This is a genomic window from Methylobacterium sp. HJ2 (genome assembly GCF_056431005.1).
The window spans coordinates 28,157-53,740 of sequence record NZ_JBWJYM010000001.1 but is presented as its reverse complement, the minus strand read 5'-3'; the positions used below and the strand labels follow the sequence as shown (position 1 = coordinate 53,740).

17 protein-coding genes and 1 tRNA gene are annotated in these 25,584 nt (G+C 71.8%); 15 read left to right on the top strand and 3 right to left on the bottom strand.

Translation table 11 applies throughout. From position 1 onward, the window contains the following. Window positions 1–184: 184 nt before the first annotated feature. A complete protein-coding gene (locus tag ACS5RC_RS00235; protein ID WP_478341823.1) occupies window positions 185–2,296 on the top strand; it encodes a hypothetical protein in 2,112 nt (703 codons plus the stop codon). A gap of 19 nt (window positions 2,297–2,315) precedes the next feature. Here the strand turns inward: ACS5RC_RS00235 and ACS5RC_RS00230 are convergent, their stop codons facing one another. Beyond that, window positions 2,316–3,023 (bottom strand): sigma-70 family RNA polymerase sigma factor, encoded by a 708-nt coding sequence (locus ACS5RC_RS00230; RefSeq protein WP_478341822.1) that lies wholly within the window; start codon window positions 3,021–3,023, stop codon window positions 2,316–2,318. A 120-nt stretch (window positions 3,024–3,143) separates the two neighbouring features. Then, a complete protein-coding gene (locus tag ACS5RC_RS00225; RefSeq protein WP_478341821.1) occupies window positions 3,144–5,801 on the bottom strand; it encodes an ABC transporter transmembrane domain-containing protein in 2,658 nt (885 codons plus the stop codon). Window positions 5,802–6,068: 267 nt separating this feature from the next. Here ACS5RC_RS00225 and ACS5RC_RS00220 point away from each other — a divergent pair, with 267 nt between their 5' ends. The 14 genes from ACS5RC_RS00220 (at window position 6,069) to ACS5RC_RS00155 (ending at window position 22,682) form a co-directional block, all read left to right on the top strand. Beyond that, a complete protein-coding gene (locus tag ACS5RC_RS00220; protein WP_478341820.1) occupies window positions 6,069–7,286 on the top strand; it encodes a glycosyltransferase family protein in 1,218 nt (405 codons plus the stop codon). Then, the gene (locus ACS5RC_RS00215) at window positions 7,283–8,575 is read left to right on the top strand and encodes a glycosyltransferase (protein WP_478341819.1); all 1,293 of its coding nucleotides are present in this window, start codon (window positions 7,283–7,285) and stop codon (window positions 8,573–8,575) included. Before ACS5RC_RS00220 ends, ACS5RC_RS00215 begins: the two co-directional genes overlap by 4 nt. After that, the gene (locus ACS5RC_RS00210; RefSeq protein ID WP_478341818.1) at window positions 8,563–10,494 is read left to right on the top strand and encodes a glycosyltransferase; all 1,932 of its coding nucleotides are present in this window, start codon (window positions 8,563–8,565) and stop codon (window positions 10,492–10,494) included. The genes ACS5RC_RS00215 and ACS5RC_RS00210 overlap by 13 nt, the downstream gene beginning before the upstream one ends. Then, the gene (locus ACS5RC_RS00205) at window positions 10,491–12,317 is read left to right on the top strand and encodes an ABC transporter ATP-binding protein (protein WP_478342632.1); all 1,827 of its coding nucleotides are present in this window, start codon (window positions 10,491–10,493) and stop codon (window positions 12,315–12,317) included. The genes ACS5RC_RS00210 and ACS5RC_RS00205 overlap by 4 nt, the downstream gene beginning before the upstream one ends. Next, window positions 12,317–13,165, top strand: coding sequence for a hypothetical protein (locus ACS5RC_RS00200; protein ID WP_478341817.1), 849 nt, complete (start codon window positions 12,317–12,319; stop codon window positions 13,163–13,165). Before ACS5RC_RS00205 ends, ACS5RC_RS00200 begins: the two co-directional genes overlap by 1 nt. Further along, window positions 13,162–15,087 carry an ABC transporter substrate-binding protein gene (locus ACS5RC_RS00195; protein WP_478341816.1) on the top strand — a complete coding sequence of 642 codons (1,926 nt, stop codon included), beginning with the start codon at window positions 13,162–13,164 and terminating at the stop codon, window positions 15,085–15,087. The genes ACS5RC_RS00200 and ACS5RC_RS00195 overlap by 4 nt, the downstream gene beginning before the upstream one ends. 436 nt (window positions 15,088–15,523) lie before the next feature. Next, entirely contained in the window at window positions 15,524–16,540 is a 1,017-nt protein-coding gene (locus ACS5RC_RS00190; RefSeq protein WP_478341815.1) for an ABC transporter permease, read from the top strand. Then, a complete protein-coding gene (locus ACS5RC_RS00185) occupies window positions 16,540–17,673 on the top strand; it encodes an ABC transporter permease (RefSeq protein ID WP_478341814.1) in 1,134 nt (377 codons plus the stop codon). Before ACS5RC_RS00190 ends, ACS5RC_RS00185 begins: the two co-directional genes overlap by 1 nt. 12 nt (window positions 17,674–17,685) lie before the next feature. Beyond that, window positions 17,686–19,020 carry a nucleotide sugar dehydrogenase gene (locus ACS5RC_RS00180; RefSeq protein ID WP_478341813.1) on the top strand — a complete coding sequence of 445 codons (1,335 nt, stop codon included), beginning with the start codon at window positions 17,686–17,688 and terminating at the stop codon, window positions 19,018–19,020. A 107-nt stretch (window positions 19,021–19,127) separates the two neighbouring features. Next, window positions 19,128–19,212 (top strand) — tRNA-Leu (locus ACS5RC_RS00175). A gap of 86 nt (window positions 19,213–19,298) precedes the next feature. Next, complete coding sequence (locus ACS5RC_RS00170; protein ID WP_478341812.1) at window positions 19,299–20,945, top strand: DUF6538 domain-containing protein; 1,647 nt, start codon at window positions 19,299–19,301, stop codon at window positions 20,943–20,945. 189 nt (window positions 20,946–21,134) lie between these two features. Further along, complete coding sequence (locus ACS5RC_RS00165) at window positions 21,135–21,317, top strand: DUF3606 domain-containing protein (protein WP_003600567.1); 183 nt, start codon at window positions 21,135–21,137, stop codon at window positions 21,315–21,317. Between the two features lie 98 nt (window positions 21,318–21,415). Beyond that, complete coding sequence (locus ACS5RC_RS00160; RefSeq protein WP_478341811.1) at window positions 21,416–22,306, top strand: ImmA/IrrE family metallo-endopeptidase; 891 nt, start codon at window positions 21,416–21,418, stop codon at window positions 22,304–22,306. 115 nt (window positions 22,307–22,421) lie between these two features. Beyond that, on the top strand, window positions 22,422–22,682 hold the full coding sequence (locus ACS5RC_RS00155; RefSeq protein ID WP_478341810.1) for a hypothetical protein: 261 nt from the start codon (window positions 22,422–22,424) through the stop codon (window positions 22,680–22,682). Window positions 22,683–23,070: 388 nt separating this feature from the next. Here the strand turns inward: ACS5RC_RS00155 and ACS5RC_RS00150 are convergent, their stop codons facing one another. Next, the gene (locus tag ACS5RC_RS00150; protein ID WP_478341809.1) at window positions 23,071–25,089 is read right to left on the bottom strand and encodes an adenylate/guanylate cyclase domain-containing protein; all 2,019 of its coding nucleotides are present in this window, start codon (window positions 25,087–25,089) and stop codon (window positions 23,071–23,073) included. Window positions 25,090–25,584 lie beyond the last annotated feature (495 nt).

Genomic DNA, 25,584 nt, shown 5'->3' with positions numbered 1-25,584 from the left:
CCCCCTTGCCGTCGCGTGGCCCGCGGCGGACTTTCGTCCGAGAACGGACGGGAATCCGGCAGCGGACGCGCGTCCTCCGGCGGCCTCCGGTCCGCGGGCAGTGGCCGATGCGCCGGGGCGGCCGGTCCCCGCGTCGGCGCGTCGCGGCGGGCGCGATCGTGGGGTCCAGACGGGTGAGGTCCAGATGAGTGCGGTGATCTCGTTCTTCCGGCCCGCGGCGACGACCCGGGGCGGCTGGTCGCAGCAGGAACTCGCGGAGTTCTATCGGGTCGAGGCCGCCCTGATCCGGGCCGGGCTGCAGATCGCCAGCGAACAGGGCCTGAGCGACGAGGCCGAGCCCTGGTTCGTCTTCTGCCGGCCTGACGGCGACGCGATCATGCATTTCGCGCGGATCGACGGCAGCTATCTCGTCGCCTCCGACGTCCTCGACGGGCCCGTGCGCGGCGACGATTTCCGCGCCCTCATCGATCAGGTCGCGCAGCGCCACCCCGAGCTCCTGCCCATTCCCCGGGGCGCCGACGGCACCCGGCTCACGGTCCATCCGGCCGCCCTGCTGGCGGCGCTCGTCGCGGCCGCGGCGCTCAGCCTGTCGCCGGACGACGCCGTCGCGGCGGAGGCGGCGCGCCCGGAGGGCGGCCCGGCATCGGCCGCCCGGCCGGACACGACGCCCGCCGCGCGTGCGGCCGAGCCCGGCGGCCCGGGCGCGCCGGATGCGGATGACGGCCACCGCAAGCGGATCGACGCCCTCGTGTTCTCGGCCATGATCTTCGCCGCGAACGCCTTCGCCGCCGACCCGGTCGCGGCGGATGCCGCCTCCGGCCGGGGCTTCGGGCCGCAGGGGGGCGGCGAGGCGACGGCCTCGATCCAGGCGGAGCCCGCGGCCTCGGCCGACGGCGCGGCGCGCGCCGTGACGTCGGGCGCGTCCCTCGGACCCGATCCGAATCCGCATCCGGGCCCCGGCGCGGTGGGATCCGCGGCCGCCGCGACGGGGGGACCCGGCCCGAGCCAGCCCGTCCGCCCCGATCCCGGGCACGACGGCCCCGACCACGCGGGCCTGGGGCTCGGTCAGCCGCACGCCCAGACCGGGCCCGAGGGCCGGGGTCCCGGCGCGGCCGAGGCCGGGACGGCGCGGGCCGCGGGCTCTCCGGCCTCGGCGGAATCCGGCGCGGCGGTCGACGGCGCCGGATCGACGGGCGCGGCCGCCTCCGGTTCGGCGGACGCCGCGGCGCCGGGCCGATCGCAGACCGCTTCGGAGGCCGCTTCGGAGGCGGCGCACGCGTCCGGGGCGGGGACCGGCGCGCAGGCCGCGTCCCAGGCCAGCACGCAGGCCAGTTCACAAGCCAGTTCACAAGCCTCCTGGATCCACGCGACCGTGCATGGCGATGCCGAGACGGCCGCGAGCGCGTCCGAGGCGGACCGGTCCGGCAAGGCCGAGCACGGCTCGGGATCGGCCCAGGCCGTGACGCCGTCGACCGATTCGGATTCCGCCGGGAAGGGCAAGGGCGGAGCCGGCGATCCGGGGCATCACGACCACGCGGCCGACGCATCGCTGGCGACCGGACCCGAGCGGCACGGGGCGGACGGCCACCACGCTGGCGAGGGCCCGGGCAAAGGCTCGCTCGAGAGCTCGGGCAAAGGCTCGGTCGAGAGTTCGGGCGAAGGCTCGGGCAAAGGCCCGGGCGAGGCTTCGGACGCGGCTCATGCGGGGACGGCCGTGCGCCCTGCGGACGGCGAGACCCACGACGCCGCCGGCCCGCCGGCGCCGGGCAAGGAATCCGAGGGTCACGGCCACCCGGCGCAGGCCGACGGGGGCCGGGGTGCTTCCCTCCCGGCGGCCGAGACGGCGCCCGCGGCCCACGCCGCGACCGGCGCCGACGGGGGCCGTTCCGCGGGCGATGCAGCGACCGGTGGCGACGGCCACGCCCGGCCCGACGCGGCGGGCTCGCCCGCGCCCGAGCCGGCCGCGCCGGCCGCCGATGCGGGCGGCGGCTCCCACGGCCCGGCCAAGGCCGCCGATGCGGGCCACCCGGTGCCCGACAACCCGGGATCAGGTCCGGCAGCCGGGCCGACGGCCCAGGGCGGACCGGGTCCGGCAAAGCCGCCCGCGGCGAGCGTCGATGCGACCGGGACGCTGGTCTTCGCCTCGGACAAGCCGCACCCGAGCGCGCCGGCCCAGAGCCACGCGCCGGCCGACGGGGGCGGGCACGGCGATGCGGGCGTGCACGCCGATGTCGGGCTCGTCGGCTTGGCCGATCACGCCGGCGCCCCCCATCACCTCGACGGGCATCATCTCTGACCCGCCGGGCAGGGCGGGCTCAGGGCAGGCCGAGGATGTCGGGAAAGCTCCTGCGCGCCCGGCTGACCCGGCTCTTCACCGTGCCGACCTGGCAGCCGAGGACCGCCGAGGCCTCCTCGTAGGTCATGCCCTGGGCGGCGACGAGCAGGAGCGCCTCCTGTTGCGGCGCGGGCAGCGCCTGGATGCGCGACCAGACATCCGCGAGGGCGACCTTGTGGACCTGATCGGCGAGGGCGACGAGCTGGCCGGCGGCGGCCCCGTCGACGTCGGGGACCTCCCGCTTCGTCCGGCGCTTCTCCGAATAGTACTGGTTGCGCAGGATGGTGAAGGCCCAGGCCTTCAGGTTGCTGCCCGGCCGGTAGCGGTCCTGGTTCTGCCACGCCTTCAGCAGCGTCTCCTGGACGAGGTCGTCGGCCTGGTCCGATCCCGGCGCGATCGAGCGGGCGAACCGGCGCAGGTCGGGCAGCAGGGTCAGGAGGTCGTCGCGGAACCGGTCCGGATCGAGGGTGTCGAGCGCGTCCGACGCGGCCTCGAGCCGGGAGACGAGCGCCTGGAGATGCGCCGGCACCTTCGCGCGCAGGCTCGACGCGTAGAGCCGGCGCAGGCGGGGGCCGAGCCCGAGCGTCAGCGCCGCCGAGATCGGGGTGCGCGGATGCGGATCGAGCCGCATCGACGGCGCGCCCGCCCCGGCGCCGCGGCCGGGCAAGATCCCCACGTGAGTCGGCATGCTCCGCTCGATCTCCATCGCCCGCCCCAAGCCATACAGCAAGTATCTAATAGGCACTTGCTGTATGGCGATCAAGGCCCCGGTCCCACCCGGACTCCGCCCGGTGCCGGAGGCCGGGTCTCAGGCGTCGGCCGCGGTGAGGCGCGCGCCGACGCGCCCGCCGTGCTCCCGGGCGAGGAAGAGGCGATGCGGCAGGCCCTCCGCCTCGGCCGGGTCGGCCGCCACCGCGATCAGGCTGGTCTCGGTGAGGTCCGGCTCGAGCGCCGCGACCAAGCGTCCGACGCCGCCCTCGAGGGCGGAGGCCGCGCCGTCCACGATCAGGATCTCGGGCCGCCGCAGCAGCCCGCGCACCAGATCGACGGCGACCTGCTGCCGGGTGCTGAGGAGGCGGCCGCGATTGCCCACCGCGAAGTCGAGCCCGCGCCGCCGGATCCCCGCCTCGAGGTCGAATTCCTGCACGACGGCCCGGACCTGCTTCTGGATCTCGGCCTCGCCGTGCATGCGCGCCATGTCGATGCGCCCGAACAGCAGGTTGTCGAGCACGGAGCTGCGCGGGTTGATCCGGGTCGGGTCGTAGGGCTCGATGCCGTGGCCGTCCGGCCCCTCGAGGGCGTCCTGCACGAAGGCGCGGGCGCCGACGATGCGGTGGCGCAGCTCCGGCGTGAGCAGGCCCAGGCGCTGGCGCGGCTCGATATAGGGCAGGGCGAGCGCCAGGAAGGTCTCGCTGTCGCTCGGGCCGAGCCGGCCGCCGCGGCCGATGCCGGAGAGGCGGCGGGCGAGGTCGGGCAGGTCGTCGGGGTCGATCAGCGAGAAGCGCCGGTAGAGCGCGTGGCCGGGCGGCAGGTCGCCGAAGATCTCGATCAGGGTGCGGGCGATGCGCACGCCCATCCAGGCGAGGTCGTCGAGGATGTCGGCCCGGGCCAGCGCCGCGCGCACGCTCCGGTCGGCCGCGAGGGCGGCCCCGCGCAGGGCCGGGTCGCGCGGCACCCCGAAGAGCAGGTTCTCGGCGACCGTCGCCTGGTCGTTGTAGCTGCCCCGCGCGAAGGGGATGACGAGGCCGCCGGTCCCGGCCTCCGCGAAATGGTCGCGCAGGCGCTGCCGCGCCGCGATCAGGCGGGCGCCCACGGGCGTGTCGTGCGTCACCGAGCTGAGGGCCTGCAGGCCGAAGCGGTAGAGGTCGTCCGCGAGGCCGAGGCGCCCGAGCAGGTCCAGCATGCGCGCGTCGAGGGCCGCCGCGTCGTCCACGCCGAGGGCCGCGTAGTCGATCCAGGGTTCGTCGACCGTCTCCTCGGGATTGCCGGTCCGGAGCGCCTCCGCCCGCCGCCTGTCCTCGGCCCGCGCCTCGTCCCCGGGCGCCCAGTGCAGGCCGTACAGGAGGTTGTCGCGCAGGGTACCGGGAAACAGCACCGGCGTCGCGCTCGCGTAGGCGATGTGCCGGGCGCGGACCGCCTCGGGGAGGCCGGCGACGTCGTGCGCGCCGATCCGGATGCGGCCGCCCAGCGGTCGCTGCAGGCCCGCGGCGACCGCCGCGACCTGATGGGCGACGCCGCTGCCGGGCGAGAGCAGGGCCAGCCGGACGGGCAGCGCCACGCTGAAATCCTCGACCTCGATCGCCGAGCCGCCCTGCGGATCCCGGAGGCTCAGGCCCTCGGCCCGCAGCGGCGTGCCGAGCCGGGCGGGCGGCGGCTCGGTGGCATGCTCCTCCGGGCGCAGGCGCTGGGGCGCGAAATGGGCCGCCACGGTCTCGTACTTCACCTCGACGTCGAGGCGCTGCTGGTCCCAGTCGATGAGCTCCTTCAGGGGCGGCGGCAGGTCGCGATAGGCGGCGAGCACGGCCACGAGCTGGCCGATGTCCAGCTCGCCCCTGAGGGCGAACATGCCGCCGATGGCGTAGAACAGGAACGGCGTGACCTGGGCCAGCAGGTTGTTGAGGTACTTCACCGCGAACTTGCGCCGGTAGATGCGCAGGCGCAGGTCGTACAGGCTGTGCAGGCGTCCCGCGATCTCGGCCCGCTCCCAGCGCCCCGCCCCGTTGGCCACGACGGTGTCGAGCCCCTCCAGCACCTCGCCGATCCGGCCCGCGAGGTTGCGCGAGGCGAGTTGGCGGCGCCGGCTCAGCCGGATGATCTCGCGGCGCAGGCGCGGGATCACCACGATCTGGACGCCGACCATCCCGCCCGCCACGAGGCCGAGCCAGACGTTCTGCATCAGGATGAAGGCCAGGGCGGTCGCCGCCTGGGTGCCGAGGAAGACCGGCACCACGATGGCGTCGCCGATGAAGGAGCCGATCGGCTCGACCTCGTCGCGGATGATGGTCGCGGTCTCCGAGGCCTTCACCTCGGCCTGCGTCTCCGGCGAGAAGCGCAGCATCAGGGCGAAGAGCTGGAAGCGCAGGCGCCGCAGCATGCGCTCGCCCAGGATCCCCTTCTGCAGATTGATCCAGTACTTGAATCCGCCGTTGATCAGGACGAGGCAGAGGAACACGGTCGAGAGGCCGAGGAGCAGCTCCAGGCGGCCGACCGAGAAGCCGGAGAAGACCTGGCTCGTGCCGCCGCCGAGCCAGGTCGGCCAGCGCAGGGTGATGTCGAGGAAGGGGGCGGTGGCGTTGCCCTTCTCGAAGGCCTTGCCGGTGATCGCGTCGTTGACGATCCGGCGCGGCAGATCGAGGGACCCGAAGTAGAACGGCAGCGAGGCGAGGACGACGATGCAGATCGTGAGCTGGTCACGCTTCGAGTACCGCCAGATATATCCGAACAGCTTCGGCTGCAGCGCGCGCATCGCGTCCCTTCTCGCCCGGCCCGGGCATGCCGTCGCCCGGAATCGCCTCGCTCCCGGACGCGCCGCCGGGCGATTCGCCTCCCGACGGACCTCCGGGGTTCTACCCTCTGAACAGCAGGCCGTGCGCGCGCACCGTGCGATCCTGCACAGGCAAGCGCGCGGATCCGTTTGGCACGACGGCACGGGGTGTGCGAACACCCATCCACCCAACGCCGCCGGAGTGGCCCGTTGACCGTGTCGCGACAAGCCTCGGAGAGCGGTCCCGCCGTGGCCCGCATCCTCATCTACAGCCACGACACCTTCGGACTGGGCCATCTGCGCCGCTCCCGCGCCATCGCCAACGCGATCGTCGAGGCCGGACGGGCGCGGGCCGTGGTGGTGTCGGGCTCGCCGGTACTGGATCGGTTCAGCTTCGCGCCGGGCGTGCGCGCGGTGCGGGTGCCCCCGGTGACGAAGCGGCCGGACGGCGCCTATGCGAGCCTCGATCCGGGCATTCCCCTCGAGGTCACGGTGGCGCGGCGCGCCGCCCTCATCGGGCGCACGGCCGAGGCCTTCCGGCCGGACCTGATCATCGTCGACAAGGAGCCGACCGGCTTCCACGGCGAGATCCTGCCCACGCTGGAGCGGCAGGCCGCCCGGGGCTGCCGGCTGGTGCTCGGCCTGCGCGACGTGCTCGACGACGTGGATCGCCTCGGCCCCGAATGGGCGCGCAAGGGCGCGGCCGCCGCCCTGGCGCGCTATTACGACGAGGTCTGGGTCTACGGCGTGCCCGGGCTGCACCGGCCGCTCGCCGGGCTCGACCTCGACCCGGCCATCGAGGCGCGGCTGACCTATACGGGCTACCTCCGCCGCGCCCTGCCGCGGCCGGCGCCGGGGCGGAGCGAGCCGGCGCTCGCGGAGGCCCCGTTCATCCTGGTCACCCCCGGGGGCGGGGGCGACGGCGCCGCGCTGATCGACTGGGTGATCGCCGCCTACGAGGCCGATCCCGGCATCCCGCTGCCGGCGCTCGTCGCCTTCGGGCCCTTCCTCGACGCCGTGTCCCGGGCCGCGTTCCTGGCGCGGATCGCGCGGCTGCCGGGCCGGCTCGGGGCCATCACCTTCGACGCCGAGATCGAGGTGCTGATCGGCAAGGCCGCGGGCATCGTGGCGATGGGCGGCTACAACACCTTCTGCGAGATCCTGTCCTTCGACCGCCGGGCGCTGCTGGTGCCGCGCACCGAGCCGCGGCGCGAGCAGGAGATCCGCGCGCAGGCCGCCGAGGCTCTGGGGCTGGTGCGCGTCCTCGACGAGGCCGGCGGGCGGGATCCGGCCCGGATGGCCGCGGCACTCAGGGCGCTGCCCACGCAGCCCGCGCCGTCGCGCGCGATGACGCCGGGCCTCCTCGACGGACTCGCGGTGATCGTCGAGCGGGTCCGCGCGCTCACCGCCGCGGTCCCGGCCTCCCCCGCTCCCGTCGCCTCCCGCGCCAGCGCGTGCGCCCTGTGAGCGGGCCCCGCATCGCCGTGGTGCTGAAGGGCTATCCGCGCCTCTCCGAGACCTTCGTCGCGCAGGAATTGCTGGCGCTCGAGGCGCGCGGGCTGCCGCTGGCGATCTGGTCGCTGCGCCGCCCGACCGACGCCGCGCGCCACCCGATGCACGCGGCGATCCGGGCACCGGTCTCCTATCTCCCCGAGTACCTGCACGAGGCGCCGATGCGCGTGCTGCGCGGGCTCCTCGCCGGGGCGGGGCGGCCGGGCTTCGGGCACCTGCTCCGGGTGTTCCTGCGCGATCTCGCCCGCGATCCCACCGCCTCGCGCCTGCGCCGGCTCGGCCAGGCGCTGGTCCTCGCCCGCGAGTTGCCCGACCCGGTGACGCACCTGCACGTCCACTTCCTGCACACGCCCGCGAGCGTCGCCCGCTACGCCGCGCTCCTCACGGGCCGGGCCTGGAGCTTCTCGGCGCATGCCAAGGACATCTGGACGAGCCCCGACTGGGAGCTGTCCGAGAAGCTCGCCGACGCGGAATGGGGCGTGACCTGCACGCGCGACGGGCTCGCCCGGCTGCGATCCCTGGAACCGGACGCGGACCGACCCCGGGTGGCGCTGGCCTATCACGGCCTCGACCTCGCCCGCTTCCCGGAGCCTCCGCCCGCCCGGCCCCCGCGCGACGGCGGCGATCCGGCCGACCCGCTGCGGCTCGTCTCGGTCGGGCGGCTCGTCGCCAAGAAGGGGCACGACGACCTCCTCGACGCCCTGGCCGCGCTGCCGGACCTGCACTGGCGCCTCGACCTGATCGGCGGCGGCGCGTTGCGCGGCGCCCTCGAAGCCCGGGCCGCCGCCCGCGGGCTCGCCGACCGGGTCACCTTCCACGGCGCCGCGGCCCAGCCCGCGGTGATCGCGGCGATGCGCGAGGCCGACCTCTTCGTGCTGCCGACCAAGGCCGCTCCCGGCGGCGACCGCGACGGGCTGCCCAACGTGCTGATGGAGGCGGCGAGCCAGGACTTGCCGATCCTCGCCACCGCCTTCGCGGGCACGCCGGAATTCATCGCCTCCGGCCGGCACGGCATCCTGGTGGCCCCGGGCGATCCGCGGGCGCTCGCCGGGGCCCTCGCCGCGCTGGCCGCCGATCCGGACCTGCGCCTGCGCCTCGGCCGGGCGGCGCGGGCACGCCTCGTCGCGGAGTTCTCCGCGGAGGCCGGGATCGCCCTGATCGCCGGGCGCCTCGCCGCGAGCGCGGGGCTCGCGCCCGATGCCGCCGTGCCCCGTCCGCCGGAGGTGCGCGCATGCGCGTGCTGATCGCGGTGACGCATCTCCTCGGCGCCGGGCACCTCACCCGCGCGGCGGCGCTCGCGCGGGCGCTGGCGGCGGCCGGGCACGAGACGGTGCTGGCGAGCGGCGGCGCGCCCGCGCGCCTCGTCCGGCTCGACGGCGTGCGCCTGGTGCAAGTGCCGCCGCTCCACGTCCGCGGCACCGCCTTCACCGATCTGCGCGATGCAGACGGCGCCCCGGCCTCGGCCGACCTCCTCGCCCGCCGCCGCCGGATCCTCCTCGACGCGCTCGACGAGCTCGCGCCGGACGCCGTCGTGACCGAACTGTTCCCGTTCGGCCGGCGCGCCCTGGCACCCGAGTTCCTGGCACTCGTCGAGGCCGCCCACGCGCGCCGGCCGCGGCCCCTCGTCCTCGCCTCGATCCGCGACATCCTGGTGGCGCCCGAGAAGCCGGAGCGGGTGGCGCAGGCGCATGCCCGGCTGGCCGCCCTCTACGACGCCGTGCTGGTCCACGGCGACGCCCGCCTCGCGGCGCTCGGCGCCTCCTGGCCGGTCGAGGCCCCGGCGCCGGGCTCGGGCCTGACCCCGATGCTGCGCGAGACTGGCTACGTCGACGAGGACGCGGCCGACCCGGCACCGGGCCCGCGCGCGGGAATCTTGGTCTCGGCCGGTTCGAGCGCGGCCGGGCTCGGGCTGCTCGCGGCCGCCGCCGGGGCGGCGCGGGCACGGCCCGATCTCGGCTGGCGCATCCTCGCCGGCGCCGGCGTGCCGGAGGCGGATTTCGCGGCGCTCGGGGCCGGGCTCGGCGCGGGCGTGCTGGAGCGGGCCCGGCCCGATTACCGGGCGCTGCTGGCGCGCGCCGCCGTCTCGGTCAGCGCCTGCGGCTACAACACTGCGGTCGATCTCCTCGCCGCCGGCACGCGGGCGGTGCTCGTGCCCTTCGAGGGCGGGCGCGAGACCGAGCAGCGCCTGCGCGCCGAGCGGATGGCCGCGCTCGGGCTGGCGCGGGTGCTGCCGGAGGCCGACCTCTCGGCCGGGACGCTGCTCGCGGCCGTCGCGGCGGCGCTCGCCGCCCCCGCGCCGCCGCCGCACGGGATCGCCCGCGACGGCGCGGCCCGCAGCGTCCGGCTGATCGCGGACCTCGTCCGGCAGCGCCGCCGGGAGGCTCCGCACATCGCCCGCCTCCGCGCGGCGCTGGACGCCCGCCCCGCCCCGGTCGCCGTCTGGTGGCGCGACGACGACGCCGTCGCCGACGGCCCGGCCCTCGCCCGGCTGCTCGCGCTCGCCGCCGGGACGCCGCTGCTGCTCGCCGCGATCCCGGCCGGGATCGAGCCGTCGCTGGCCCGCCGCCTCGCGGGAGCGCCGAACGTCCGCGTCGCGGTCCACGGTCTCGCCCATGCCGACCATGCGCCGCCGGGCGCGAAACCCGCCGAGTTCGGCCCGCACCGGCCGCTCCCCGCGCTGGTCGCCGACGCGGCCGAGGCCCTGCGCCTCGCCCGCGCCCGCCTCGCGGACCTGCCGGGGGGGCGCCTGCTGCCCGTCTTCGTGCCGCCCTGGAACCGCCTCGCCCCCGATCTCGCCGCCGCCCTCCCCCGGCTCGGCTACCGGGGCCTGTCAGCGGTCGCGGGGCCGCCCGTGCCGGGCCTCGTCCGCGCCGACATCGACCTCGACCCGATCGACTGGCGCGGCACCCGCTCGCTGATCGACCCGGAGCGCCTCGCCGACGCCCTCGCGGCGCGGATCGCGGCGGGCGGGCCGATCGGGCTCCTCACCCACCATCGGGCGCACGACGCCGCGCTGTGGGCCTGGCTCGAGGACCTGATCGGCCTGCTGGTTGCGCATCCCGCGGTCACGGTCGCCGATCCGCGTCACCTGTTCGCGGCCGGGGCGGTGGACGGGGAGGCCGCAGCGTGGTCGACTGCCCGCGAGAGCGCGAGGGCATCGTGACGCCGCTCCTGTCGATCCGCGACCTCCGGGTCGCCTTCCGCACCGAGGCCGGCCCGTTCGAGGCGCTGCACGGCCTCTCCCTCGACGTGGCCCGCGGCCGGACGCTGGCCCTCGTCGGCGAGTCGGGCTCCGGCAAGTCGGTGACCGCGCAGGCGATCCTGCGCATCCTGCCGCGCTCCGCCGCCATCACCGGCGGCCGGATCCTGCTCGAGGGCGCGGACGTCGCCGCCCTCGACGCCGACGGGCCGGCGATGCGGGACCTGCGCGGGCGGCGCGTCGCCATGATCTTCCAGGAGCCGATGACCTGCCTGTCGCCGCTCCACACCATCGGCGACCAGATCGGCGAGGCCCTGCGCGTCCATACCGGCGCCTCCCGCCGCGAGGCCGACGCCCGCACCCGCGAGGCGCTGGCGCATGTGGGCTTCCCCGACCCCGGGCGCGCCCTCTCCACCTACCCGTTCGAGCTCTCGGGCGGCCTGCGCCAGCGCGCGATGATCGCGATGGCGCTGATCCTGCGGCCCGCCCTCCTCGTCGCCGACGAGCCGACGACGGCCCTCGACGTCACCACCCAGGCTCAGATCCTGGCGCTGCTCGCCCGGCTCCAGGACGAGACCGGCATGGGCATCCTGCTCATCACCCACGATCTCGGGGTGGTCGCCAACATGGCCCACGACGTGGCCGTGCTCTATCGCGGGCGCTTGGTGGAGGCGGGCCCGCGCGAGGTGGTGATGCGCCGGCCCGGCCACGCCTACCTGCGGGCGCTCCTCCATGCGGTGCCGCGCTTCGACATGGGGCCGGACGAGCGCCTCACCCCGATCCGCCCGGCCCGCGCCACGATCCCGCCCGCGCGGCCCGCGCCCGTCTCGGGGCCGATCCTGCGGGTCGAGGGCATCTCCAAGAGCTTCACCCTGCGCGCCGGCCGGCTCTGGGACCGCCCCCGCATCGTGCGGGCGGTCTCGGACGTCTCCCTGACGCTGCCCGCCGGGCGGACGCTCGGCCTCGTCGGGGAATCGGGTTCGGGCAAGACCACCGTCTCCAAGATGATCATGCGGGCGCTGGCGCCCGATTCCGGCCGGGTGCTGTTCGATGCCGGCGCCGGCTCGCGCGACGTGCAGGCGCTCGCCGGCGGCGACCTCTTCGCCTACCGGCGCGCCGTGCAGTTCGTGTTCCAGGATCCCTACGCCTCGCTCGACCCGCGCATGAGCGTGCGCCAGATCCTGTCCGAGCCGATGGAGATCCACGGCGTGCCGGCCCCGGCGCGGCGGGCGCGGGCCCGCGAGCTGCTGGCGATGGTGGGGCTCGAGCCCGAGGCGCTCTCGCGCTTCCCCCACGCCTTCTCGGGCGGGCAGCGCCAGCGCATCGGCATCGCCCGGGCGCTGGCGCTCGAGCCCCGCCTCCTCGTCCTCGACGAGCCGGTCTCGGCCCTCGACGTCTCGGTCCAGGCCCAGATCCTCAACCTGCTGAAGGACCTGCAGGGCGCCCTCGGCCTGTCCTACCTGATCGTCTCCCACAACCTCGCGGTGATCGACTACATGGCCGACACGATCAGCGTGATGGCGCGCGGGCGCATCGTCGAGGCGGCGCCGCGCGACGTCCTGTTCCGCAACCCCGCCCATCCCTACACCCGGGCGCTGCTCGCCGCGGTGCCGGACCCGAGCCTCGACCACCCGCTCGACTTCGCGGCAGTGACGGGGGACCACTCGGACCCGGCCCGCTGGCCGGCGCCCTACCGCCTCGGCCCCGACGAGGCCGGCGCGATGGTGGAGATCGAGCCCGACCACCACGTCCGGCAGGGCGCCGCCGACGCGCGGCGGGCCGCCTGATGGCCGTGCTGATGGAGCGCCTGCGCCGCCGCGTGCTCGGCCCGTTCTTCGACCGGCTGGGCTACGACCTCGTGCCGGCCGTGCCCGACTGGACGCACCGTCCGGTCTCGGCCCGCGAGGTCGACACCCTCGTGGGCAACGCCGCCGCCCGGCTCGAGCGGGATCTCGCCGCCGCCGGCATCCCGTGCCGGCACGACGTCCGCGCCCTGGTGGAGGCGTTCTGGGAGCTGATCCCGCGGGCGCCGGTGCGCCAGCGCCGCGGCGGCAGCGGCTTCAACGGCGCGCTCCAGCTCTTCGTGGCGATGCGGGCGCTGGAGCCGGACCACGTCATCGAGTCGGGGGTGTTCCGCGGCCTCACCACCTGGGTGATCCGGCAGGCCCGGCCGGAGGCGGAGATCGCCTGCCACGACCCCGACCTCTCCGGCCTGCAGTACCGCGACGCCCGCGCCCGCTACAGCACCCGCGACTGGTCGCAGGCCGCGTGGTCCGGCCTCGACCCGGCCAGGACGGTGGCCTTCTTCGACGACCACGTGGCGCAGGGCCGCCGGGTGATCGAGGCCCACGCGCTCGGCCTCACGCGGCTCCTGTTCGACGACGACGCGGCCGGCCACCGCATCCACGCCCATGGCGGCCCGGCGCACCCCACCATCGCGATGGTCGAGGCCCTGCGAGACGCGCGGGAGCCGATCCGCTGGCGGCGCAACGGCCGCGTCTTCGAGCAGCCGGCCGACGATCCGGTGGCCCGGCAGGCCGCCGCCCTGATCGCCCGCGCCCACGCCTTCGACGACCTGCACGGGGCGACCGGCTACTCGCCGGCCCGGCTGACCGCCGTGGAGCTGGTGCCGTGAGCCCCCGCCTCTCCCGCCGCGGCGTGCTCGCGGCCCTCGGCGCGAGCTGCCTGCCGCGGCCCGTCCGGGCACAGGCGCCGCGGTCGACCGACACCCCTCGGCCGACCGATACGCCACGGCTGCCGGACACCCCCCTGGTGGTCGATCTCGCCGCCCGCGGGCGCCGCCTGGGCCAAGCGGGCGGCGTGATCCGCACCCTGATCGCCAAGGCGCGGGACGTGCGCTACCTCTCGGTCTACGGCTACACCCGCCTCGTCGGCTACGACGCGGCTCTGAGCCTCCAGCCGGACGTGCTGGAGCGGGTCGAGACCGAGGGCGGGCGCTTCACCCTGCGCCTGCGCCCCGGCCACCGCTGGTCGGACGGCGCGCCCTTCACGGCGGAGGATTTCCGTTACTGGTGGGAGGACGTCGCCAACGAGCCCGAGCTCAGCCCCGGCGGCCCGCCGGATTTCCTCCTCGTCGAGGGCAAGCCCCCGGCGGTGACGTTCCCCGACGCGGCGACGATCGTCTACGCCTGGGACCGGCCGAACCCGCGCTTCCTGCCCGCGCTCGCCGCCCCGCGCGACCCGCTGATCTACCGCCCGGCGCATTACCTGAAGCCGTTCCACCCGCGCTATGTCGGGCGCGAGGCGGCGGAGGCTGCGGCACGCGCGCAGAAGCTCCGGAGCTGGGCCGCGCTGCACAACCGCCTCGACGACAATTTCGAGCTGAACAACCCGGATTGCCCGACCCTCCAGGCCTGGCAGCCGCGCACCCGCTCGCCGGCCACCCGCTTCGTCTTCAGCCGCAACCCGCATTACCACCGGGTCGATACGGCCGGCACGCAGCTGCCCTACCTCGACACCATCATGATGGACGTGGCCTCGACCGGGCTCCTCGTCGCCAAGACCAACGCGGGCGAGGCCGACCTGATGTTCCGGGGCCTCACGATGGCCGACATCCCGAGCCTGCGCGAGGGCGAGCGGGCGCACCATTACCGCACCCATCTCTGGCCGGTGGCGCGCGGCTCCGAGATCGCCCTCTACCCGAACCTCACCACCCTCGATCCCGGCTGGCGGGCCCTGAACCGCGACGCGCGCTACCGCCGGGCGCTCTCGCACGCCATCGACCGGCGCACCCTCAACAACACCCTGCTGTTCGGCCTCGGCACCGAGGGCAACGACACGATCGTGCCCGAGAGCCCGCTGTTCTCGGCGGACCTGCGCACCCGCAACGCCGGCTACGACCCGGGCGAGGCCGACCGCCTCCTCGACGAGGCCGGGCTCGCCCGGCGCGACGGCTCGGGCATCCGCCTGATGCCGGACGGGCGCCCCATCGAGATCGTGGTGGAGAGCGACGGCGAGGCCAGCATGATCCTCGACGCGCTCCTCCTCATCGGCGAGTTCTGGCGCGAGGTCGGGATCCGCCTCGTGGTGAAGCCGCAGGAGCGCACCAACCTGCGCCGCCGCTCGGTCGCCGGGCTGACCGTGATGGTGGCCGCCCAGGGGCTCGACCTCGCGGTACCCACCGCCGTCATGCCCCCAACCGAGCTGAGCCCGGCCCAGGCCGACCATTATTCCTGGCCGCGCTGGAGCCTGAACCTCGAGACCCACGGCGCCAGCGGCGAGGCCTGCGACGTGGCGGGCGTGCAGCGCCTGATCGCCCTCGACCAGGCGTGGCGCGAGAGCGCCGACCCGGCGGAACAGGGGCGGATCTGGCGCGAGATGCTGCTGAACCACGCCGAGAACCTCTGGGTGATCGGCACGGTGGCGGGCGCGCTTCAGCCGGTGGTCGCCGACGACCGCCTCGCCAACGTGCCCGACCGCGCGCTCTATTCCTGGGAGCCCACCGCCCTCATCGGTCTCCAGCGCCCGGACGAGTTCTTCTGGGACAAGGCGCCCGCCAAGGACGCCGCCGGGCCGGCGGGCGGGGAGCGGGGCTGATGCGGGCGATGGCGAGACAGGGTGTCGGGCGCGACAGGCCGGCACGCATCGCGCGGCACGGCGCGGGTCCTTCCCTCCCACCGCTGCGGGGGCATGATGGTCACACAACGCGGCTTGCGCGTCTCCCCTCTCCCCGCGCGCGGGGAGAGGGCCGCGTCTCCCCCGCGTCGGGGAGCGCGGCGAGGCGGCGCATCGATCCCGAGGGGATCGACCCGAGGGTGAGGGGGCGGGAACGGACGGGGCTCCTCCGGAGACGCCCCCTCACCGCCGCTCCGGCTGCGCCTGCGCTTCCGGCCTGCACGACAGGGTGCAGGCCGGCCTCTCCCCGCGCGCGGGGAGAGGGGGCGTCGCGCGGGACGCGGCACTGCGTGCATCCGATAGCCCGCAGAGACGATAGCGACGGCGCGGGCGCCGCCCGGCCCCGGAGCCCCCGCCCATGATCGGCCTCGTCCTCCGCCGCCTGCTGACGATGGCGCTGACCCTGCTGCTGATCTCCGCGCTGGTGTTCTTCGTGATCAAGCTGCCGCCCGGCGACTTCCTGTCGAACCGGATCGCGGAGTTGCGCGCGGGCGGCGAGGCGGCCTCCGTCGCCAAGGCCGAGCTGCTGATCCGGCAATACGGCCTCGACCGCTCGGTGACGCAGCAATACCTGATGTGGATCGGGCTGGTGCCGGGGCCGGCGGGCTTCTCGGGCCTGCTCCAGGGCGATTGGGGCTGGTCCTTCGAGTACGACCGGCCGGTCGCCGAGGTGGTCGGCGACGCGCTCTGGCTGACGCTCCTCGTCAATGTGGCCGCCCTCGTCTTCGTCCACGTGGTGGCGATCCCGATCGCGATCTACTCGGCGACCCACCGGCACTCGCTGGGCGACGCCGTGGTGACGGTGCTGGGCTATGTCGGCCTCGCGGTGCCGGGCTTCCTGCTGGCGCTGATCCTGCTGTTCTACGCCAATCGCTGGTTCGACCTCTCGATCGGCGGCCTCTACGACGCCCGCCTGACCGGGCGACCCTGGGACGGCGAGAAGATCCGCTCGCTGCTCGCCCATCTGGTGGTGCCGACCCTGGTGATCGGGCTCGGGGGCACGGCGGCGATGATCCGGCGGATGCGCGCCAACCTTCTGGACGAGCTCGCCAAGCCCTACACCGTCACCGCGCGGGCCAAGGGCCTCCCGCCGCTGCGGGCGCTCGTCAAGTATCCGTTCCGGATGTCGCTGAACCCGTTCGTGGCCGATATCGGCAACCTGCTGCCGCATCTCGTCTCGGGCTCGGTGCTGGTGTCGCTGGTGATGAGCCTGCCCACCGTCGGTCCCCTGCTCCTCGACGCCCTGCGCAACCAGGACCAGTTCATGGCGGGCTTCATCCTGATGTTCGTGGCGACGCTGACGCTGGCCGGCATGCTGATCTCGGATCTCGTGCTGGTCTGGCTCGACCCGCGCGTCCGCCTCGGCGCGCGCTGATGGCGCTGCCGCACTTCGTCGATCCGGCGCCCTTCGACCCGGAGGCCGGGCGCGAGGGCAGCCGCGAGGCGCTCTCGGCGCGGCGCCTGTTCGTGCGCAAGTTCCTGCGCCACCGCATGGCGGTGGCCGCGGCCCTCGTCCTGCTCGCCCTCTACGCCACGGTGCCCTTCGTGGAGTGGCTGGCGCCCTACGGCCAGTCGCGGCGCAACGGCGACTTCCTGTACGCCCCGCCGCAGAGCCTGCACCTGTTCCACGAGGGCCGCCTCGTCGGTCCCTACGTCTACCCCTACCGGGCCACGCTCGACCGCGAGACCTTCCGGCGCAACTACGTGCTCGACCGGACGCGGCCGGAGCCCCTGCGCTTCCTCTGCCGCGGCGACGGCTACCTCTATCTCGGCCTGGTGCCGGGCGACCGCCACCTCGTCTGCCCGCCCGAGGGCGGCACCCTGTTCCTGCTCGGCACCGACCGGCTCGGGCGCGACATCCTCTCGCGCATGATCTACGGGGCCCGCATCTCCCTGGTGATCGGCCTCGTCGGCGTGGCGATCTCCTTCGCGCTCGGGCTGCTGTTCGGCGGCGTCGCCGGCTATTTCGGCGGCGTGGTCGACGCCGCGGTGCAGCGCCTGATCGAGCTGGTGCGCTCCCTGCCGGAGCTGCCGCTCTGGCTCGCGCTCTCGGCCGCCCTGCCGCCGAGCTGGAGCCCGCTCTGGGTCTTCTTCGGCATCACCCTGATCCTCGGCCTGCTCGACTGGCCGGGCCTCGCGCGGGCGGTGCGCGGCAAGCTGCTGGCGCTGCGCGAGGAGGATTTCGTCGGCGCCGCCGAGCTGATGGGCGCCTCGCCCACCCGCGTGATCGCCCGGCACCTGATCCCGAACTTCATGAGCCACCTGATCGCCTCGGCGACGCTCTCGATCCCCGGCATGATCCTCGGCGAGACGGCCCTGTCCTTCCTCGGCCTCGGCCTGCGGCCGCCGGTCACGAGCTGGGGCGTGCTCCTCAACGAGGCCCAGAACCTCGCGGCCGTGCAGCTCTATCCCTGGCTGCTGGTGCCGGTGCTCCCGGTGCTGGTGACGGTGCTGGCTTTCAACTTCCTGGGCGATGGCCTGCGCGACGCCGCCGACCCCTACCATTGAGACCCGCCCCGCATGGATGACCTCGCCCGCGCCCTCGAGCGCGCCCTCACCGAGCGCAGCGCCACGGTCGGCGTGATCGGCCTCGGCTATGTCGGGCTGCCCCTGGCGCTCGCGGCCGTCCGGGCCGGCTTCCCGGTGATCGGCTTCGACATCAACGCGGAGCGCGTGCGCGGCATCAACGCGGGCGAGGCGGTGATCAGCCATCTCGACACCGAGGGCCTGCGCGCCGCGCGCGCCACCGGCCGCTTCCGCGCGACCGCTTCCCTGGGCGAGCTCGGCCGCTGCGACGCCGTCCTGATCTGCGTGCCGACGCCCCTGACGCCCCAGCGCGAGCCCGACCTCTCCTACATCCGCGCCACCGCGGCCGACATCGCGGCGACGCTCCGGCCGGGGCAGCTCGTCGTGCTCGAATCGACCACGTGGCCGGGCACCACCCGGGAGGTGCTGCGCCCGATCCTGGAGGCCGGGGGCCTGGTGAGCGGGCGGGACGTGTTCCTCGCCTTCTCGCCCGAGCGCGAGGATCCGGGCAACGCCGTCCACACCCTCGCCGCCGTGCCCAAGGTGGTGGGCGCCGACGACCCTTCCGCCCAGGCCCTCGCCGAATGCCTCTACGGAGCGATCGTCGCGCGCGTCGTGCCGGTTGCCTCCACGGCGACGGCCGAGGCGGTGAAGCTCACCGAGAACATCTTCCGCGCCGTCAACATCGCCCTCGTGAACGAGCTGAAGGTCGTCTACGACGCCATGGGCATCGACGTCTGGGCGGTGATCGAGGCGGCCGCGACCAAGCCCTTCGGCTACATGCCGTTCCAGCCCGGACCCGGGCTCGGCGGCCACTGCATCCCGATCGATCCCTATTACCTCACCTGGAAGGCGCGCGAGTTCGACGTCGCCTCCCGCTTCGTCGAGCTCGCGGGCGAGGTGAACCGGGCGATGCCGCACTACGTGGTGCAGCGCCTCGCCGAGGCCCTCGACCGCCGCCACGGCCTGCCGCTCGGGCGCGCCGAGATCCTGATGATCGGCGTCGCCTACAAGCGGGACCTCGACGACATGCGCGAAAGTCCGGCCCTCAAGCTGTTGGCGCTGCTCGAGGCCCGCGGAGCGCGGGTGCAGTACCACGATCCCCACGTCCCCGAACTCCCCCCAACCCGCGCCCACCCCGCCCTTGCCGGCCGTCGCTCGGTGGCGCTGACGCCGGACGTGCTTCGCGCCTGCAGCGCCGCCCTGATCGTCACCGACCACGCTGCCATCGACTACGCGGCGATCGCCGCCCACGCCCCGCTGGTGGCCGACACCCGCAACGCCTGCGCCCGCGCGGGTCTCACCGGGGCCCATATCCTCAAGTGCTGAAGCCCACGCCAAAAAAGGCAGCGCCCTCACGTCGGCCCACGAAACCCGATTGACGCGCAGCACGCCGCCCCCTAAACGCTTCTCCACACCGCCGGAAACGGTCGGTTGCCCAGGTGGCGGAATTGGTAGACGCGCTGGTTTCAGGTACCAGTCTCGCAAGAGGTGAAGGTTCGAGTCCTTTCCTGGGCACCATTCAACCGCTAAGCGGTTGATTCGCCGGTAAGTTCAGTCAGATCATGTGGTTAGGGTCGCCCGAGTGATGCACACGGGTGATGCACATGGTCCTCGCGATGTCCCGTCCATCCCGCCATCCTAAGACCGGCATCTTCTGGCTGCGCAAGCGCGTACCGAGCGATCTCGTCGCCCGTGTCGGCCGTGCCATCGAGTACTTCAGCCTGCAGACGCGCGAGCCTACGGAGGCCAAGCAGCGTCATGCTGAGGCGATAGCTCGCCTCGAGGCCAGATGGGCAGAGTTGCGTCGCGACGGGCAAGCCGAGTCGTCGAGCTTGGCAGCCGAAACCGGCACGGTGCGCTCAAGTCTGAACGAGCGAGAGGCGGGTGAGCGCGCGCAATGGATGTACGCGCATTGGCTTAGCCTGCACCGGGACAACCCGACCCAACAGCGCTTCTGGCCTACAGACCTCTATCGACACCTTTGGCGCCCAGGCGCCATTCGCATCGAAGCCGGTGAGGCTGGTGGCATCGTCGCGCACACCAGTGTCGATTTCGTGCAGGCCGAGAAGATCGGCGAACTGGAAGCTTGGTGCCGTGATCAAGCCGAGACCGTTCTCTCCTTGCACGACATCGAGTCGGACGAGGCAAGCACTCAGCGGGTCGCAAAAGCCATCGCCGCCCAGGTTCAGCGGGCGAGCTTGACGTTGGAAGCCCTTGCTCGCGGCGAGATTGATGCTGAGGCCAGTGCCCGCGCTGCTACGCCGCCTGCAAAGCCGTCAGCCAAGTGCGTCGGGTTGACCGAGCTTGTCGAAGCCTGGTGGCAGGAGGCCGAGCTTACAGGAAAGTCTGCATCGACTCGGGAGTCCTACACGAACACGATCCGGCAGCTCGTTGCGTTTTTGGGTCACGACGAAGCTCACCGCGTGACGGTCGACGACGTCCGCCGCTTCAAGGACCACCGTCTCGCGACTCGAAAAAGCAATGGCAAATTGCTCTCGCCTACCACCGTGAAGAATGGCGATTTGGCCGCTCTAAAGTCGGTGTTCGGTTGGGGCGTGGCCAACGGTCGCCTCGCTGGCAACCCAGCTGCGGACGTGACCATGGCCCGGGCTTCGAAGGTCAAGCTGCGGGATCGCGAGTTCACGGCTGACGAGGCGCGCATACTTCTGCAAGCTGCCTCGAGCTTGCAGCGAGGCAAGGAGCTCCCACAAACCTTTGCCGCCAAACGCTGGATCCCATGGGTGCTGGCGTTCACAGGTGCGCGGGTCGGAGAGATCGCGCAGCTACGCCGGCAGGACCTTCGCAAGGCCGAGGTTGAGGGGCATCCGGATGGAGTGTGGGTTCTGCGCATTACGCCGGACGCTGGTACGGTCAAGACGAAGCAGGCGCGCGAGGTGCCCCTTCATCCCCAGCTCGTCGAACTTGGCTTCCCGGCGTTCGTCCAGAGCGCTGCGGCCGACCGGCTGTTCATTGTGCCCGATAGCGATGGGCAGATCGCCGGACCGTTGCAGGGCGTGAAGAACCGGCTGAGCGAGTTTGCGCGCCGCTACGTCGACGATCCTGGGGTGAGCCCGAACCACAGCTGGCGGCATCGCTTCCGCACTGTTGCGACTGAGGCGGGCATCGCCGGGACCGTCATCGATGCAATCTGCGGCTGGTCGGCCCGCAGTGTCGGCGAACGCTACGGCAGCGTCTCGCTGAAGACGCGAACAGATGCCATCATGCGGCTGCCGCGGATCGAGTTAGGATGACGCAGCAATGACTACTTACAGCCGCAGATGAGGGCTGCGCATTGCGTGTCCAGGAAGCCTAACCCTGCACCCGTGGAGGCAGTAACAACACCGGGCATTATTGCGCCCCCTATCCTCTCGCCATCGTCATCATCAGGCCGGCCGCTAGATCCGTCCCAGACCGCGAATCATCAAGCCACTAGGATCCCCATGGCCGGCCTCAAGGACAAGCGTGGCTTCATTGATAAGGACCGCCTCGATCTGTCGGAGCGCAAGGCGGTCGAGTTTTGGATGAAGCGATGGGGCGTCACGCAGGACCAGCTGACGGCAGCACATCGGAAGGTCGGTCGTATGACGAAGGATATCGCCGCCGAGCTGGGCAAGAAGCGTTAGGCGCGCGCTCGCAGCGACGGGACAGCTCGTCAGGGGCCATCGTCGCAGGTGCGTGGCGGCCCGATGGATCGGTCCAGGGACGGGAAGGGGCTGCGCGGATGCCGATCAGCAGGATGGACCTCGCGGATGCGAGCTCACCGGAGGCGCTCGTCAAGCGCATCCTTCGGGCCGAGCCGGAGCTTTCCGTGCCCGTGCCGATCCAAGAGCTGTGCGCGCGCCTCGGCATCCTCAGGATCGAGGACCTCGACACCACCGAGTTCGAGGGCGGCCTCGTGACCGACGCGAAGCGGTCCGCAGGCACCATCCTCGTCAAGCGCGGGGGCGAATCGCGTCGCCGCCTCACCGTCGCGCACGAACTCGGCCATTTCCTGATGGCGCACCACGTTCCGGATCAGCCCGGCCGGTTCCTGTGCAAGAGTTCTGATCTACTGCGCCTCACAGCGAAGGCAGGCGACCAGCGGCAGCGCAGGGAGGTCGAGGCCAACCGCTTCGCCGCTCTCATGCTGATGCCCCCGCACCTGCTGCGGGCGGCCATGGCGGCCTTTCGCGAGCCCGATCTGCAGCACGTTCTCCTGCTCGCGCGCGACTTTGCGGTCGGCAAGGAGGTGGCGGCTCGGGCCTACGTGCAGTACCACCCCGAGCGGATCGCCGTCGTCGTGGCGGGCAACGGCCGGGTGCAGCGGTGCTACCGGAGCCTCTCCTTCCCGGACATCACTTGCGCTGTCGGCAGCCCGGTCCCGGCAGGGTCGCTCTATCACAGCCCTCCGCATCGGCCGAACATCGCGAGCGACACCGCCGCGTGCAGTCCCGATCTCTGGATCGATGTGAAGCGCGACCTCCGCGCGCCGGCCCTCTACGAGCAGGTGTACCTCCAGCAGAACGGTTTCGCGATGATCCTGCTGCGTCTGGACCCCATCCCGGAGGAGAGCGCTGAGGAGCGCAGGCTGGAGGAGGGCTGGCGTTACCGCTTCCACTCGGGGCGACGATAAGCAAGACCCAGCACTGACGGCCATAGCCTGACGCATCGTCAAGCGGGCCGCGCCGCCTTCGCATTGCTGATCCGGCGCATCCCTCAGGCCGACAGAGGAGCAAGGAGGACCGTAGATGGCAAAGGCGGACGAATATCTGCGCATGCTCCTCGATCAGGCTGCGGCAGGAGAAGCATTCCTCGACCGTGTCAGCCGCGCCGAGGACGCCGAGCCCAACCGTGCGGCTGCTGAGCCTGCAGCACGGCCGGCCGTGTCGTTGATGATCACGAGCCGTCAACGAGCGAAGCTGCGTGAGCTTGGCTTTTCCGACGAAGCCATTCGGGAGATGACATCCGCCGAGGCACACGAGAAGCTTGGGCTGGCCAAGCTGTTTTAAGCTCAGCCAATCGAGACCCGAGATCGGCGTCCAAAAAGGACCCACCCGCACCCGTTCCCATCGGCGTCACACAGCGGCCGGCGCGGCGAAGCCGGTCCGGGGAGCGAAGCGTCGGCCTTGTCTCCAGGCAGAGCGAAGGCGGTGAGTCGGAGCGCGCCCGCGCCGGAGGCCCGCAAGTCCCGGAAACCGAGGGCGAGACCACCGTCGAACACCACCATGGAGGAGCCACTCAATCAGCCCAGCCTAAAACACCGGTCGGGTCACCGCTCGAAGACGTTCGCTACAGCGTCACACGTAACCATACGCGCGGGCAGACCATACCTCAGCCCAGCCCTCGATGCCGTCATGACGAGCTGATTCGCATCATGCTCAAAAGTTGGAATCACGCTCAGCGCAGGACCTCGTCCTCCGGTAGGCCAGCTTTGCGCAATCCCTCCACGATATAGGCGTACTCTTCCAAAAACTTCGGATTGTCGGACCAGCCGGCATGCGCCCATTTTTTAACGGTGTAGGTGGGCATCAGTTTGAGTATTCTTTCGACCGCTTCCCCAGCATCCGCAGTTCGCCCAGTCCACGCATAGGCTGCCGCAAGATCGATATACGGCAGCCAATACGGCGTTAGCGCAACAGATTTCTCACACCAAGGGATAGCCTCTGACCATTTTTGCTGATGAATATAAGAATGACATACAAAATAGTACCAAAGATTCAGCAGTGGATCGCGCGGGCTGAGCCGAATGGCATAGAGCACATCATTCACTGCCTTAGGAGCATTGCCGCTGAGAGTAGAGATATGCCCTTTTAGAGCATGTGCGAGAGCGTAATTCTTATTGCTCGAAATAGCCGCGTCATACATGTTTAATGCAGCTTCGAATTTTCTGGACAGACGGAAAACGTCCCCCTTTACGACATAACCCGCAGCGTCATTCGGGTTCTTTGTCCTATAACGATCGATAAGGTCATCCGCCTCCCGAATGTCCCTTTCCTTATCGTTGCTCCAGCCGGACCCAGGTATTGATATGACCGCTCGAGCAAGCCCTAACAAAGCGGAAGAATTTTCGCTTTCAAGTTTTAGACTTTGGCTAAACAGATCGCGCGCCCGGCTAATCGTCTCAGGTGTGCGAGATTTGTTGATCTCAGCCCAACCTCGCATGGCCAGATCCGCGGCATCAGGATTGTTCGGTCGCTCCCGCAGCGTGCGAAGGCTCTCAGCCTGCGTCAGTTGCACGTCCAGTGAACGCGCAAGGCGGGCGACAAACTCGACCTGGAGCTCGCCCAGGCGGCTGCGCTCGCCTTCGAAGCGATCCGCCCAGATGTGTGCTCCTGTCTCTGTCGAGATCAGCTGGGCATTCAAGACAACTTGGTGGCTATTACGGCGCACGCTGCCTTCAAGGGCGTAACGCACGCCGAGATCACGTCCGACCTGTTTCACGTCGACAGCCTTGCCCTTGTAGGTGAAGGCCGTGTTGCGGGCGATCACGAAGCTGCCGGCCAGATGCGAGAGGTCGGTGGTCAGGTCTTCCGTCAACCCATCGGCGAAGAAGTCCTGCTCTGGATCGTTGCTCAGGTTGGCGAAGGGCAGCACCACCAGCGACAGGCCCGGCACCGGCTTCGGGGCGCCGGCAAGCGGCAGGCCGGCAGCGCTCGCCTGCTCGCCTGCCTTGTGGCTCGACCATGACCACAAGCCCGCCCCACCTGCCGCGATGACAACAGCCAGACCGACCGCGATGAGAGCAGGGCGTCTCGTCCGAACGCCTGCAGCGGGCTTGGCGTCAGAAATGGCCGCCACAGGAGGCGGCGCGGCGTCCTCTCCTGTGGCGTCCTCCTCCTCGTCAGGGTCCGTGCCGGCAACTGGGTTGAGCAGATTTGCCACCGCTTCAGCGGACAGCGCAAAAACCCCGATCGGCCGAGCGATGTTCTTCAGTTCCAGCTTGCCGCGATCCTCGAACCGATACGGCAGCTTATCCCGGACCTGATCATGCACCGAGCGGGAGACGCACAAGCCGCCCGGCTCGGAGAGAGGCTCCAAGCGTGCGGCAACGTTGACGCCTTCCCCGAACAAATCGCCGTCCGGCTCCGCCATGACGTCTCCGACGTTGATGCCGAAGCGCAGACGGAACCGTTTCTCGGGCGGCAAGCTCGGATCTCGGTCGAGCATCGCCTGCTGGATCTGAATGGCGCAGATGACAGCGCGGACTGGGCTGGGAAATTCCACCAGCAGTCCATCACCCATGGTCTTGACGATCCGGCCTCCGGCCCGGGCGATCTGCGGATCGAGCAACTCGCGGCGCAGCACCTTGAGGCGGCGTAACGTGCCCGTCTCGTCTGCGCCCATCATGCGGCTGTAGCCGACGATATCAGCGACGAGGATGGCAGCGAGACGGCGTTCGGTGCGTAGAGTTGGCATGCCCCTCAACAGGCGGCCTTTGCAGACCGCTCCTCCGGTTACTCGACACTGGCTTGCTTCATATCACGGACGTTACGAACTCCCACCCGCCCGTGCTTACGAGCACAGCCTGCATCTCCCGTTGGGCTCATGCTGACTAGGCTGAAAGCTAAGGAGACGACGATGGCGGACACGATCATCAGCGTTATGCAGATCCGGTGGCGAATGAGGCGCACCGGTTACGAACTGCGGGCTTTTTGTGCGCGCAGCCTGGATGATATCGGGCTGCAACCTTGCGATGTGTGTTGCAGGAGGCAGGCTCGTGCACGCCCAGAAACTGCCTGACTGCAGGCGTGCAGATTTTGGACTGTACACCTTGGATAGCCGGTTTTTTGTTTTGAATTTGTATTTACTCAGGAATAAATATTATTTTTGTCACATTCAATGCTGTTTCTGAGCAGAGAAATTTTTGTCATCGAGTGCACTTTGGGGCCGTATTCGCGTTTCCGTCGATGG

Bases quoted from the DNA above. Each gene is read 5' to 3' on its own strand.
- ACS5RC_RS00235 (WP_478341823.1), top strand. From the start codon at position 185: ATGAGTGCGGTGATCTCGTTCTTCCGGCCCGCGGCGACGACCCGGGGC.
- ACS5RC_RS00230 (WP_478341822.1), bottom strand. From the start codon at position 3,023: ATGCCGACTCACGTGGGGATCTTGCCCGGCCGCGGCGCCGGGGCGGGC.
- ACS5RC_RS00225 (WP_478341821.1), bottom strand. From the start codon at position 5,801: ATGCGCGCGCTGCAGCCGAAGCTGTTCGGATATATCTGGCGGTACTCG.
- ACS5RC_RS00210 (WP_478341818.1), top strand. From the start codon at position 8,563: ATGCGCGTGCTGATCGCGGTGACGCATCTCCTCGGCGCCGGGCACCTC.
- ACS5RC_RS00200 (WP_478341817.1), top strand. From the start codon at position 12,317: ATGGCCGTGCTGATGGAGCGCCTGCGCCGCCGCGTGCTCGGCCCGTTC.
- ACS5RC_RS00190 (WP_478341815.1), top strand. From the start codon at position 15,524: ATGATCGGCCTCGTCCTCCGCCGCCTGCTGACGATGGCGCTGACCCTG.
- ACS5RC_RS00185 (WP_478341814.1), top strand. From the start codon at position 16,540: ATGGCGCTGCCGCACTTCGTCGATCCGGCGCCCTTCGACCCGGAGGCC.
- ACS5RC_RS00180 (WP_478341813.1), top strand. From the start codon at position 17,686: ATGGATGACCTCGCCCGCGCCCTCGAGCGCGCCCTCACCGAGCGCAGC.
- ACS5RC_RS00170 (WP_478341812.1), top strand. From the start codon at position 19,299: ATGGTCCTCGCGATGTCCCGTCCATCCCGCCATCCTAAGACCGGCATC.
- ACS5RC_RS00165 (WP_003600567.1), top strand. From the start codon at position 21,135: ATGGCCGGCCTCAAGGACAAGCGTGGCTTCATTGATAAGGACCGCCTC.
- ACS5RC_RS00160 (WP_478341811.1), top strand. From the start codon at position 21,416: ATGCCGATCAGCAGGATGGACCTCGCGGATGCGAGCTCACCGGAGGCG.
- ACS5RC_RS00155 (WP_478341810.1), top strand. From the start codon at position 22,422: ATGGCAAAGGCGGACGAATATCTGCGCATGCTCCTCGATCAGGCTGCG.
- ACS5RC_RS00150 (WP_478341809.1), bottom strand. From the start codon at position 25,089: ATGCCAACTCTACGCACCGAACGCCGTCTCGCTGCCATCCTCGTCGCT.